This is a genomic window from Kitasatospora sp. NPDC056327, from assembly GCF_042261735.1.
In the GTDB taxonomy this organism is placed as follows: Bacteria; Actinomycetota; Actinomycetes; order Streptomycetales; family Streptomycetaceae; genus Kitasatospora.
On sequence record NZ_JBHJRC010000254.1, the window covers coordinates 1 to 12,207 of the forward strand.

Here is a 12,207-nt window from a genome sequence, read left to right on the forward strand (position 1 = left end):
GGCGAGGCCGCCCTCCGCGCCCCGGGCGCGCGTCCGGCTCCCCTCCCGTCCGGCTCCCCGCGGCCTACGGCCGGGTCATCCGCAGCACGTCCAGCGCCTCGTCCAGCTGCTCCACGGTGAGCCTCCCCTGCTCGACGTACCCGCGGTCGAGCACCACCTGACGGATGGTCCTGCGCTCCGCGAGCGCCTGCTTGGCGACCTTGGCCGCCTCCTCGTACCCGATGTACCGGTTGAGCGGCGTCACCACCGAGGGCGAGGACTCCGCGTACTCCCGGGCCCGCTCGGCATTGGCGGTGAGGCCGTCCACCGCGCGGTCGGCCAGCAGCCGGGCGCTGTTGGCGAGCAGCCGGACCGACTCCAGGACGTTGCGCGCGATCACCGGCAGCATCACGTTGAGCTCGAAGTTGCCGCTCGCCCCGGCGACCGTGACGGTGGCGTCGTTGCCGATCACCTGGGCCGCGACCATCAGCACCACCTCGGGCAGCACCGGGTTGACCTTGCCGGGCATGATCGAGGACCCCGGCTGGAGGTCCGGCAGGTTGAGCTCGCCCAGGCCGGTGCGCGGGCCGGAGCCCATCCACCGCAGATCGTTGGCGATCTTGGTGAACCCGACCGCGACGGTGCGCAGCTGACCGCTCAGCTCGACCAGGCCGTCCCGCGCGCCCTGCGCCTCGAAGTGGTCCCGGGCCTCGGTCAGCGGCAGGTCGGTGGCCCGCGCCACCTCCTCGATCACCGCCGCCGCGAACCCGGGCGGGGTGTTGATGCCGGTGCCCACCGCGGTGCCGCCGAGCGGCAGCTCGGCGACCCGGGGCAGGGTGGCCAGCAGCCGCTCCCGGCCGTGCCGGACCTGTGCCGCGTAGCCGCCGAACTCCTGGCCCAGGGTGACGGGCGTGGCGTCCATCAGATGTGTCCGGCCGGCCTTGACGACGCCCGCGAACTCCGCGGCCTTGCGCTCCAGCGCCTCCGCCAAGTGCTCCAGCGCCGGGATCAGGTCGTGGCTGACGGCGGCGGTCGCGGCGATGTGGATCGAGGACGGGAAGACGTCGTTGGACGACTGGCTGGCGTTGACGTGGTCGTTGGGGTGGACCGGCCGGCCCAGGCGCTCGGCCGCCAGGGTGGCGATCACCTCGTTGGCGTTCATGTTGGAGGAGGTGCCCGAGCCGGTCTGGAACACGTCCACCGGGAACTCGGCGTCCCAGCGGCCCGCGGCGACCTCCTCGGCGGCGTCCGCGATCGCCCCGGCGGTCTCCTCCTCCAGTACGCCGAGCCGGGCGTTGACCCGTGCGGCGGCGGCCTTGATCCGGGCCAGTGCCGCGATGTGCGCGCGCTCCAGGCGCTGGCCGGACACCGGGAAGTTCTCCACCGCGCGCTGCGTCTGCGCCTGCCACTTGGCCGCGGCGGGCACCCGCACCTCGCCCATCGAGTCGTGCTCGATCCGGTACTGCTCGTCACCCATCGTGCGCTGCACCTCCTGAACGGTCCCGGTCGGCGGGCCCCGACCGCTGCGGGGCCCCGGCCCGGCCGGGTTCGGCTTCCGGTGACCACAGCCGCGCGCGGGCCCCGGGTATTTCCGGTGGCCGCCCGCGGCCGTGATCCGAAGGGGGTTCCCGGGGCCCGTCCGACGGTTCCCGCCCCGCGCCGATGCGACGCGAATCGTCGGGCAGGCCCTCGGGCGTGTCTTGTGGATCTTGTCGGACAGGCCGCGGCGAGGTGCGTGCCCCGGCGTCGCGGGCCCGGCAGTGATCCACAAGAGACGCCCTAGCGGAGGACGGCGGTGACGATCTCGTCCGGTCCGGGGCCGGCCTTGGCGACCTCGCTGCCGTCCGGCGCCCAGACGCCGGACCCGCCCGAGGTCGCGGGGTAGCTGCCGCTCGCCCCGGCGGCGGTGGCCAGCACCACCCAGAGGCTGTTGTCCTTCGCGCGGGCCGGGTAGCGGGCCTCCTTGGTGGCCACCGAGTCGGCGCCCGCGCCGTACAGGGTCGAGGCGACGTACGCGTCGACGCCGAGCGCGGCCAGCCGCTCTGCGTGGGCGGGGTCGGCGGCGTCCGCGCAGATCGCCAGGCCCAGGCGCCGGCCGTCCAGCTCCAGGACGGACGGCTGCTCGGCGGGGGAGAACCGCTCGGCCTCGGGGCCGTACAGGTCGGTCTTGCGGCAGACCACCCCGGCGCCGGTGCCGGTGACGGCGAGGGTGGCGATGTACTCCCGGCCGTCCTCCCCGGCCACCGGCGCGCCGGCCAGGGCGGTGGCGCCGGTCTCCGCGCAGGCCGCGACCAGCGGCGCGAGGCGCCCGTCGGCCGGGTCGAGGGCGGGCGCGGCCAGGTCGTAGCCGGTGAGCGAGAGCTCCGGGAAGACCACCAGCCGTGCGCCGCCGGCCGCCCGGACGGCGGCGGCGTGGCGTTCGGCGTTCACCGCGACGGTGTCGGGCCGCCCCGGGGCGGCACAGGCCGGCTGGGCGACGGCGACGGTCAGGGGAGCGGACACGCGGGGGCCTCCTGGGGGCGGTCGGCGCACCGGGCGGGGGCACCGATCGTGGGCGGTGGTCACGATCAACCTATGAGCACACCGGGAAACCGGGCAAGATTCACCCCTTCGAGTGAAGATCGCCGGTCCGGTCCCGGCTCCGCCCGCGGACGCTTCGTACGCTCACCCGGGACCGGGGGAGACCGTGACGACACCAGGGGCGGGCATGACGGCAGCAGCGGACCACCACGAGGACGACCGGACCCACGGCCTCAGCAGGCGCCGCCTGCTCGGCGCCTCCGCCGCGCTCGGCACCGGCGGATGGCTGCTGCGCGGCACCGCCGGACCGGAGGACGCCCGGGCCGACGGCGTCCCCGTACCGCCCGGACTGCCCGCCGGCACCGAGCCGTTCCTGCGGGTCTACCAGAACTGGTCCGGCGAGATCCGCACCGACCGGCTCTGGACCTGCGCCCCGCGCACGCCCGAGGAGGTCCCCGCGCTCGCCGACTGGGCCCGCGCCCACGGCTGGCGCCTGCGCGCCCAGGGCCACCGGCACACCTGGGCACCGCTCACCGTCGCCGACGACACCCCCGGCGGGTCCCGGGTCCTGCTGCTCGACACCACCCGTCACCTCACGGCGGTCACCGCCGACTCGCCCACCACCGTGCGCGCCCAGACCGGCGCGAGCATGGAGGACCTGCTCGCCCACCTCGCCGGCCGCGGCCTCGGCCTCACCGCCGTCCCCGCCCCCGGCGAACTGACCGTGGGCGGCGTGCTCGCGATCGGCGGCCACGGCACCGCCGTCCCCGCCGCCGGGGAGACCCGCCCGGACGGCCACGGCTACGGTTCCGTCAGCAACCAGGTCACCCGGCTGACCGCCGTCGTCCTCGACCCCGGCACCGACCGGTACGCCCTGCGGACCTTCGACCGCTCCGAGGCCGACAGCGCCGCCTTCCTGGTCCACCTCGGGCGGGCCTTCGTCACCGAGGTGGTGCTGCGGGCCGGTGCCGACCGGCCGCTGCGCTGCGTCAGCCGCCTCGACATCCCCGCCGACGAACTCTTCGCCCGCCCCGGCACGTCCACCGGATCCGGCCCCGCCCGCCCGCGCACCCTCGCCGACTTCGTCGAACGCGACGGCCGTGCCGAGGTGATCTGGTTCGGCTACACCGACCGGCCCTGGCTGAAGACCTGGAGCGTCGCCCCGTCCCGTCCGTTCGCCGCCCGCGCCGTCGACGAGCCCTACAACTACCCGTTCTCCGACTCCCTCCCGGAACCCGTCGCCCGGCTGGCCGGCGACCTCGTCGCGGGCGCCTGGGGATCGGCCCCGCTGTTCGGGCAGCTCCAGTACCTGATCACCAAGGTCGGCCTCACCGGCGACCTCACCGACGTCCTGCTCTCCGGCGGGCTGCTGCGCGAACTGCTCACCGGGGAGGTGCTCACCCACCTCCTCGCCGGCGGCCTGCGCTCCGACCTCTGGGGCCCCTCGCGCACCCTGCTGCAGTACGTCCGCCCGAGCACCCTGCGGGTCACCGCGAACGGCTACGCGGTCCTCGCCCCGCGCGCCGACCTCCAGTGGGTGGTGGCCGGGTTCGCCGACCTCTACCGGCGGCTGCTCGACGACCACCGCGCCCGCGGCGAGTTCCCGGTCAACGGCGCGGTGGAGATCCGGGTCACCGGCCTGGACGACCCGGCCTGGTCCGGGGTGCCCGGCGCCCGGCCGCCGCTGCTCTCCGCGCTGCGCCCGCGCCCCGACCGCCCGGAGTGGGACACCGCCGTCTGGCTCGACGTGCTCGCCCTGCCCGGCACCCCCGGCCTGCACCGCTTCGCCCGCGACCTCGAACAGGGCCTGCTGCGCCTCTTCGACGGCACCCGGGCGGGTCTGCGCGTCGAGTGGTCCAAGGGCTGGGCCTACACCGAGGACGCCGCCTGGGCCGACCCGGACGTCCTCGACCGGGTGATCCCGGCCGGCCACCGGGCCGGCGGCGGCCCGGGCTGGGACGAGGCGATCGCCGTGCTGGACCGCCACGACCCCCACCGGGTGTTCGGCAACGCATTCCTCGACCGGCTGCTGAAGCCCTGAGCCGCCCGGGGGCGCCCGCCGGTCAGACGTGCTCCATCACGATCACCGCGAGGGTCCCCGGCGCCAGGGCGCGGAACACGTGCGGGGCGTCGCCCGGGTAGCTCACGTAGTCGCCCGGGCCCAGCTCGACGGGCGCCGCCGCGGGCCCGGCCAGCGCCCGCCCGGCGCCCAGCAGCACGTGCTCGACGGTGCCCGGCATGTGCGGGTCGGAGGCGCGGGTCTCACCCGGCTCGGCCTCGATCCGGTAGACGTCGCGCCGGGCGCCCGGCGGGCAGGAGGCGAGCAGCGTCGCGGCGTAGTCGGCCCGCTCCGAGTGGGTGACCGGGCCCTCGCCGGCCCGGATCACCCGGACCACCGGACGCGGCGGGTCGACCAGCCGGCTGAACGGCACGTCCAGCGCGACGCCCAGCGCCCAGAGCGTCTCGACGCTCGGGTTGCCCACCCCCGACTCCAGCTGGGAGAGCGTCGACTTGGCGATGCCCGCCCGGCGGGCCAGCTCGGCCATCGACAGTCCGGCGCGCTCGCGCTCGCGCCGGATCGAGGCCGAGATCAGCTCGATCAGCTCGCTCCCGGGGGCGTCGCCCCCGCCGTTCCCACTCATCAGCGTTCGCTCCACAGGTCCGGGCGTTCGCCTTGACGAACGATGCTTCCCGGGTTCACTCTACTGGACATGCGTTCGCTCCTCCGAACCCTCGAACGTGCCACCCTGCGCGACATCGCCCTGGTCTGCCTCGCGGACGCGCTGGTCGGCGCCTCGTTCGGGGCCGTCTCCGTCTCCGGCGGCCTCCCGCTCTGGCTGCCGGTCGCCCTGTCCGTCCTCGTCTTCGCCGGTGGCGCGCAGTTCGCCGCCGTCGGCATCGTGCTCACCGGCGGCGGCCCGCTCGCCGCCGTCGTCACCGGCCTCGTCCTCAACGCCCGTCTGCTGCCCTTCGGCTTCACCGTCGCCGACGCGCTCGACGGCCCGCGGTGGCGCCGACTCCTCGGCGCGCACCTGCTCACCGACGAGTCCACCGCGTTCACCCTGCTGCAGTCCGACCCCCGGCGGCGCCGGGCGGTGTACTGGGTGTGCGGGCTCGCCCTGTTCGTGGTCTGGAACGTCGCCGTCCTGGCCGGCGCGGCGGCCGGCGGGCTGATCGGCGACACCGACGCGCTCGGCCTGGACGCCGCGTTCCCCGCGGTGCTGCTCGCCCTCGTGCTGCCCTCGCTCGCCGACCGCCGCACCCGGGCCGCCGCCCTGGCGGGCGCCGCGGTCGCGGTGGCGGCCACGCCGTTCGTCCCGGCGGGCCTGCCGGTGCTGCTCGCCCTCGCCGGACTGCTGTTCGCCGCCCTCCCGGCGCGCCCGTCGGGGCCGAACGGGCCGTCCGGGGCGCCGGGGTTGTCCGGGCCGGCCGCAGCCGAGGACGCCGGTGCCGCGCGTGCCGCCGGTGCCGCAGACGTCACCGGTGCCGCCGGAGCCGCCCGCCTCGCCGAGGAGATCCGCTGATGCCCCTGCTCGCCGTCCTGCTGCTGGCCGCCGGCACCTACGCGTTCCGCCTCGCCGGGCCGCTGCTCGGGGACCGGCTCACCGTCTCGGACCGGCTGCGCCGACTGCTCGCCGTCACCGCCGCCGTGCTGCTGGTCGCCCTGGTGGCCACCGGCGCGCTCACCCAGGGCCACGGCTTCGCCGGGTGGGCCCGGCCGGCCGGCGTGCTGGTCGCCGGGGTGCTCGCCTGGCGCCGCGCGCCGTTCCCGGCCGTGGTGGTCGCCGCCGCCGCGACCACGGCGCTGCTCCGCCTCTGCGGCGTCTCCTGAGGGCCCGTCGCCCCCCGTCAGCCGGCCGGACCCGCTTCGTCCGCCCCGTCCGCGAGCCGCTCCCGCTGCACCTCGGGCCGCTCGCTGTCCCACAGCAGCTCCCACACCGTGAAGACGCAGTGGTAGTCCCGCATGCTCCCCTGGACGATCAGCAGATAGCGGTCGCCGTCCCGCAGCAGGCGCCGCCGTCGGGCGTTGAAGGGGTGCTTCGGGGAGTACGCCGGAACGATCCGCCGCAGCTCGGCGAGGGCTTCCTCCCGCCCGCCCTCGACCTCCGCGAGCACCTCGGCGCCCCAGAGCCGGTTGTCCCCCATGCCCTCGGTCTCCTGAACGACCACGGCCCAGCGCCCCACGATCCACCCCTCACACCTCGCCCGTGCACGAAGGCGTCATCGTAGGGCGTGCGGGGGCGCCCCGGCACCGGCACGGGCGCCGGCTCCCGGCCGCCGGACTGTGCAGATGGTCACTCCTTCGTCCCCCGCCCGGGCCGCGGCGGGTGCGTCATACTCGCCGGTACTCGACGTCGCGACGGTTCGCACCCCCGAGACCACAAGGAGCGCTTCGATGGCGAAGCCGACCAGGATCGACCCCGCCGACGTGCTCGCCGTCGGTGACCTGCTCACCGACGAGGAGCGGCTCGTCCGCGACACCGTCCGCAGGTTCGCCGACGAGCGGATCCGCCCGCACATCGGCGACTGGTTCGAGCGCGGGGTCTTCCCCGCCCGCGAACTCGCCCCCGAACTCGGCGCCCTCGGTGTGCTCGGCATGCACCTCGACGGCTACGGCTGCGCGGGCTCCGGCGCCGTCGCCTACGGGGTCGCCTGCATGGAGCTGGAGGCCGCCGACTCCGGCCTGCGCAGCTTCGTCTCCGTCCAGGGCTCGCTGGCGATGCGCTCCGTCCACGCCTTCGGCTCCGAGGAGCAGAAGCAGCGCTGGCTGCCCGGCCTGGCCGCCGGCGAGCTGATCGGCTGCTTCGCCCTCACCGAGCCGGACTTCGGCTCCGACCCCGCCAACATGCGCACCCGCGCCCGCCGCAAGGGCGCCGACTGGGTGCTCACCGGCACCAAGACCTGGATCACCAACGGGAGCATCTCCGACGTCGCGGTCGTCTGGGCGCAGACCGACGACGGCGTCCGCGGCTTCCTCGTCGAACCCGGCACCCCCGGCTTCACCGCCACCGACGTGCCCGGCAAGCTCTCCCTGCGCGCCTCGGTGACCAGCGAACTCGCCTTCGACGAGGTGGTGCTGCCCGCCGACGCCGTGCTGCCCGGCGTCACCGGCCTGCGCGGACCGCTCTCCTCCCTCAACGAGGCCCGCTTCGGGATCCTCTGGGGCACCGTCGGCGCCGCCCGCGACTGCTACACCGCCGCCCTCGACTACGCCGGGTCCCGCGTCCAGTTCGAGCGCCCGATCGCCTCCTTCCAGCTGACCCAGCAGAAGCTCGTCGAGATGATGCTGGAGGTGGAGAAGGCCTACCTGGTCGCGCTGCGGATCGGCCGGCTCAAGGACGAGGGCGCCGCCCGCCCCGCGCACATCAGCTTCGGCAAGCTCAACAACGTCCGGGCCGCGCTCGACGTCGCCCGCAGCGCCCGCACCGTCCTCGGCGCCAACGGCATCACCACCGCCTACCCGGTGCTGCGGCACGCCAACAACCTGGAGTCGGTGCTCACCTACGAGGGCACCAGCGAGATCCACACCCTCGTCCTCGGGGAGACCATCACCGGCGAGGCCGCCTACCGCTGAGCCCCGCGGCCGCCGGGCCCGCCGCCCCCGAAAACCGGTTTCCGGCCCGGGCCGTTCATGGTTGGCTTCCTGCCCATGAACGGCCCGACCACCACACCCGCCCTGCCCACCACCACCCTCTGGCGGCCGACCGGCCCCGAGGAACTGGCCCTGGTCGAGGCCGCCGACCGGCGTGCCTGGCCGCCGCGCCTCCCCGAGCAGCCGATCTTCTACCCGGTGCTCGACGAGGACTACGCGATCCGGATCGCCCGGGACTGGAACGTCCCCGCCTCCGGCGTCGGTTACGTCACCCGCTTCGAGGTGGACACCGCCTTCCTCGCCCGGTACCCCGTCCGCCGGGCGGGCGGCCGCACCATCCTCGAACTCTGGGTCCCCGCCGAGGACCTCCCGGAGTTCAACCGGCACCTGGTGGGCCGCATCGAGGTCGTCCACGAGTTCCGCCCCGAGCCGTGACCGGCGCGCGCCGGTTCCGCCGGCCGCCGCCCCGGCGCCGCCGCGCCGCGCCGCTCACCGGGCCCGCCGCCGGGCCGACCGGTCCGGGCGCGTCCGGGCGCCGCCGAGCGACCCGCCCGCCCGGCGACGGGGCGGCGCTCCGCGCGGCCCGGCGCGGAACGAGGGCTTCCGGACGTGGTGCGTCCACCCACCGTTACCGTCGGGTACACCTGGCGGTCCGGCGGGGCGTGAAGCATGGGCCGGTCGGCGGCGCCCGCCCGGTGCGGACGCGGCCGGCGCCCGCACCGCGAAAGGAACCGCCCGCCCATGTCCACACCCCCGCCGCCGCACCGCCGTGTCCTCGTCGTCGGGATCGACGGCGTCCGGTACGACCTGCTGGACGAGGTCCCGATGCCCCGGCTCGCGGAGGTCGCCGAGGCCGGGTTCCTGGTGCCGGTGACGGTGGCGGAGTCCACGCCCACCATGTCCGGGCCGTGCTGGGCCACCATCGTCACCGGCGTCGAGCCCGCCAAGCACGGCGTGTGGGGCAACCACCTCGGCGGCAACCGGCTGGACGTCTTCCCGGACTTCACCACCCGGCTGACCCGCGGCGAGGGCCTGCGCACCTTCGTGGCGGCCGGCTGGGACCCGCTGGTGATCGGCGAGTCCGGCGGGCCGCTGTTCCGCGCACCCGGCCGCCTCTGCTACGTCGCCCCCGCCGAGGACACCCCCGAGGCCTGGGAGGCCGTCGACGAGGAGGTCACCCGGGAGGCCGTCGACGTGCTGCGCGACGCCGACCCGGAGGCCTCCTTCGTCTACCTGGGCGCCGTCGACGAGACCGCCCACTTCCTCGGCTGCGGCGCCGAGTACCGCGCCGCGATGCGGGCCGCCGACGAGCGCCTCGGCCGGCTCCTGGACGCGGTCCGCGCCCGTCCGGGCCACGCCGGCGAGTCCTGGACGGTCATCGTGGTCACCGACCACGGCCACGTGGACACCGGCGGCCACGGCGGACGCACCCTGGAGGAGCGCACCGCCTGGGTCGCCTGCGCCGGTCCCGGCATCCCCGCCGCCCCGCCCGCCGGCGAGATCCGCCACCCCGACGTCGCGGCCCAGGTGTACGCCGCGCTCGGCCGCCCGATCGACCCGCACTGGACGCTGGACGGGCGCCCCTTCCCCCTCGCGGTCCCCGTCCCCGCCGGGGTCTGACGCCCCGCCGCCGCCGGCCGGCCACCCGGCCGGCGGTGTCCGGCGTACGGGTGGAGCCCGCGCCGGGACGGCACCCGGGCGGCCCCGGCCGGGCTGCGCCCGGGACGGGTCCGGGCCAGGCTCGACCGGGGGGAACCCCCGGACCGGCCGGCCGCGTGTACCTCTCAGGGTGGAGGCCGTACCCCGAAAGGGTGGCGGACGATCACGACCTGGTGGTGACGCCACGGCACCCGGGCGGGCACCAGGATGGGGACGACGGGGGAGGCCGGCTCCCGGTGACGGGGACCGGCCGCCGCAGGAACAGCAGGATCCAGGAGAGGACAGGCGGGCATGAACGGCATCGCGGGGAAGATCGCACTCGGAGTGGCCGGCACGGGCATGGCCGTCGCCGTCGCGGCCGTGGCGGTCGGGCCGAGGGTCGCCGACTGGTACGACGGCCGGCACCAGGAGCAGTCCTCCTACAGCACCGGCAGCGCGGCCAAGGCCGACCGCCACTCGGTGCCGGCCTGGCTGCCCGACAACGCCTCCGCCGTCCGCTACCTGATGTCCACCACCGGGGACGACCGGCTGCTGACCGCCACCCTCCCGGAGGGGCGGCTGCCCGCGGGCTGCAAGGCCGGCGGTACCGGCCGCGGCACCCACCCGGCGCCGGTCACCCTCAGGGCCGGCTGGTTCCCGCAGACCGTCACCACGAAGGCCACCGGCTTCTGCGGCCACTACAACGTCACCCTGACGGGCAACCAGCTCTACGCCTGGCAGGACGGCGCCGCCGTCCAGGCCGCCCTGCGGGCCGAGCGCCTCTCGCGCTGACCCCCGGCGGCCCGGGGCGTCCCGGGCCCTACGAGGCGTCCCGGGCCGCCGGGGCCCGCGGCCCGGGCGGCCGGATCCGGACGGGTCCGCTGGGCCGGGCGGCCGCCCCGGCTGTCGGCGGCCCCGGGCGCTGGGGTAGGACGGAGCGAGCACGAACGCCGTGCCCGTTCCGAGAGGAGCCCCATGCCTGGCCCGACCGCCGGCTCAGCCGGTGACACGTCGACCGCCTCCCATACCCCCGCCGGCACCGGTGGGACCGCCGATCCCGCCGCTCCGGTCACCTCGGACGCCCCGGCTTCCCCGGCCGTCGCCCCGGCGGCCCCGGCCACCCCGGGGGGCGTCGTCGCCGCGGCCGTCACGGCCGCCGACGCCCCCCGGGGCACCGGCGCCGGCGGCCGCGGAGCCATCCTCGTCCTCGGCGGTCTGGTCGCCCTCGGCCCGCTCACCACCGACCTCTACCTGCCCGGCCTGCCCGCGATCGCCGAGGACCTCGCCGCCGAACCGGCAGCCGTCCAGCTCACCCTCACCTTCTCGATGTTCGGCGTCGCCGCCGGCCAGCTGATCTTCGGCCCGCTCAGCGACCGCTTCGGCCGCCGCCCGCCGCTGCTCGTCGGGCTCGTCGTCTACACCCTCGCCAGCGTCGCCTGCGTGATCGCGCCGAACCTGCCCGTCCTGATCGCCGGCCGCTTCGTCCAGGGCGCCGCGGGCGCCGCCGGACTGGTGATCGGCCGCGCCGTCGCCCGCGACCGCTTCGAGGGCGTCGCGATGATCCGCTTCCTCGCCTCGATCACCCTGATATCCGGCCTCGCGCCGATCCTCGCCCCGCTGTTCGGCGCGCAACTGCTGCGCGTCACCTCCTGGCGGGGCACCTTCGGCGCACTGGCCGCCCTCGGCCTGCTGCTCACCCTGGTGGCCTTCGGCGCGCTGCGCGAGACCCTCCCGGCCTCCGCCCGCCGGGGCGGCGGCCTGAGCGTCACCCTGCGCACCATGGGCGGGCTGCTGCGCGACGTGCCGTTCCTGGGCCTGATGCTGACCAGCACCTTCGCCTTCGGCACGCTGTTCGGCTACATCAGCGGTTCCTCGGTGGTGCTCCAGCACGTCTACCACGTGTCGCCGCAGACATACAGCCTGCTGTTCGGGCTCAACTCGCTGGCGATCGTCGCGTCCACCCAGGTGAACGGGCGGCTCCTGGCACCCCGGTTCGCCGCCGCCAAGCTGATGCTCGCGGGTCTGGTGACGGCGGTCGCCGCCGGGGTCGCGCTGGTCCTGGTGACCGCGGTGTGGGACCTCGGGCTGGTCGCCGTCTGCGCCTCGCTCTTCGTGGTCATGGCCGCCCTCGGTGTCGTCCTGCCGAACTCGGCGGCCCGTGCGCTGAGCCTGGTCCCCCCGCAGGCCGCCGGGTCGGCCTCCGCGCTGCTCGGCACCGCCAACTTCCTCTGCGGCGCCGTCGTCGCCCCGCTCAGCAGCCTGGGCGGCAGCCCCTCGGCGGTGCTGCTCGGGGTCGTCGTGCTCACCTGCGCGCTGCTCGCGACGGCGTCCTACCTGATGCTCCTGCGGCACGGCCGGCGGGTGGCGGCGGCCGCCGCCTGACCGGCCCGGCCGCCCGGCCCGGATCGCCGCGCCGGCCCGGTCGCCCCCCGATCGGTGGCCGGACACGGGTCCGCCGGGGTGCCGCGACCCGGAGG

Annotated in this window: 12 protein-coding genes; 8 read left to right on the forward strand and 4 right to left on the reverse strand. The window is 76.3% G+C overall.

Going from position 1 to position 12,207, the window contains the following annotated elements; translation table 11 throughout:
* Positions 1-64: 64 nt before the first annotated feature.
* Positions 65-1,456: a class II fumarate hydratase gene (locus tag ACFCX4_RS28160; RefSeq protein WP_376148144.1), complete on the reverse strand. Its 1,392-nt coding sequence runs from the start codon at positions 1,454-1,456 to the stop codon at positions 65-67.
* 302 nt (positions 1,457-1,758) lie between these two features.
* Positions 1,759-2,481, reverse strand: a complete 723-nt coding sequence (locus ACFCX4_RS28165) for a carbon-nitrogen hydrolase family protein (RefSeq protein ID WP_376148147.1) — start codon at positions 2,479-2,481, stop codon at positions 1,759-1,761.
* A 205-nt stretch (positions 2,482-2,686) separates the two neighbouring features.
* Here ACFCX4_RS28165 and ACFCX4_RS28170 point away from each other — a divergent pair, with 205 nt between their 5' ends.
* The gene (locus ACFCX4_RS28170) at positions 2,687-4,540 is read left to right on the forward strand and encodes a cholesterol oxidase substrate-binding domain-containing protein (RefSeq protein WP_376148150.1); all 1,854 of its coding nucleotides are present in this window, start codon (positions 2,687-2,689) and stop codon (positions 4,538-4,540) included.
* 22 nt (positions 4,541-4,562) lie between these two features.
* Here the strand turns inward: ACFCX4_RS28170 and ACFCX4_RS28175 are convergent, their stop codons facing one another.
* A complete protein-coding gene (locus tag ACFCX4_RS28175) occupies positions 4,563-5,141 on the reverse strand; it encodes a helix-turn-helix domain-containing protein (RefSeq protein ID WP_376148153.1) in 579 nt (192 codons plus the stop codon).
* Between the two features lie 69 nt (positions 5,142-5,210).
* On the opposite strand from ACFCX4_RS28175, the gene ACFCX4_RS28180 reads away from it, so the two are divergent.
* A complete protein-coding gene (locus ACFCX4_RS28180; protein ID WP_376148157.1) occupies positions 5,211-6,023 on the forward strand; it encodes an AzlC family ABC transporter permease in 813 nt (270 codons plus the stop codon).
* A complete protein-coding gene (locus tag ACFCX4_RS28185) occupies positions 6,023-6,331 on the forward strand; it encodes an AzlD domain-containing protein (protein ID WP_376148160.1) in 309 nt (102 codons plus the stop codon). The genes ACFCX4_RS28180 and ACFCX4_RS28185 overlap by 1 nt, the downstream gene beginning before the upstream one ends.
* Before the next feature lie 17 nt (positions 6,332-6,348).
* On the opposite strand, the gene ACFCX4_RS28190 is transcribed toward ACFCX4_RS28185, so the two are convergent.
* Entirely contained in the window at positions 6,349-6,684 is a 336-nt protein-coding gene (locus ACFCX4_RS28190) for a hypothetical protein (protein ID WP_376148163.1), read from the reverse strand.
* A 211-nt stretch (positions 6,685-6,895) separates the two neighbouring features.
* On the opposite strand from ACFCX4_RS28190, the gene ACFCX4_RS28195 reads away from it, so the two are divergent.
* The 5 genes from ACFCX4_RS28195 (at position 6,896) to ACFCX4_RS28215 (ending at position 12,112) form a co-directional block, all read left to right on the forward strand.
* Complete coding sequence (locus tag ACFCX4_RS28195; protein WP_376148166.1) at positions 6,896-8,074, forward strand: acyl-CoA dehydrogenase family protein; 1,179 nt, start codon at positions 6,896-6,898, stop codon at positions 8,072-8,074.
* A 75-nt stretch (positions 8,075-8,149) separates the two neighbouring features.
* Entirely contained in the window at positions 8,150-8,527 is a 378-nt protein-coding gene (locus ACFCX4_RS28200) for a hypothetical protein (protein ID WP_376148169.1), read from the forward strand.
* 306 nt (positions 8,528-8,833) lie between these two features.
* Complete coding sequence (locus ACFCX4_RS28205; RefSeq protein ID WP_376148172.1) at positions 8,834-9,712, forward strand: alkaline phosphatase family protein; 879 nt, start codon at positions 8,834-8,836, stop codon at positions 9,710-9,712.
* Positions 9,713-10,042: 330 nt separating this feature from the next.
* Entirely contained in the window at positions 10,043-10,522 is a 480-nt protein-coding gene (locus ACFCX4_RS28210) for a hypothetical protein (protein WP_376148175.1), read from the forward strand.
* Between the two features lie 183 nt (positions 10,523-10,705).
* Entirely contained in the window at positions 10,706-12,112 is a 1,407-nt protein-coding gene (locus tag ACFCX4_RS28215; RefSeq protein ID WP_376148178.1) for a multidrug effflux MFS transporter, read from the forward strand.
* Positions 12,113-12,207: the final 95 nt, after the last annotated feature.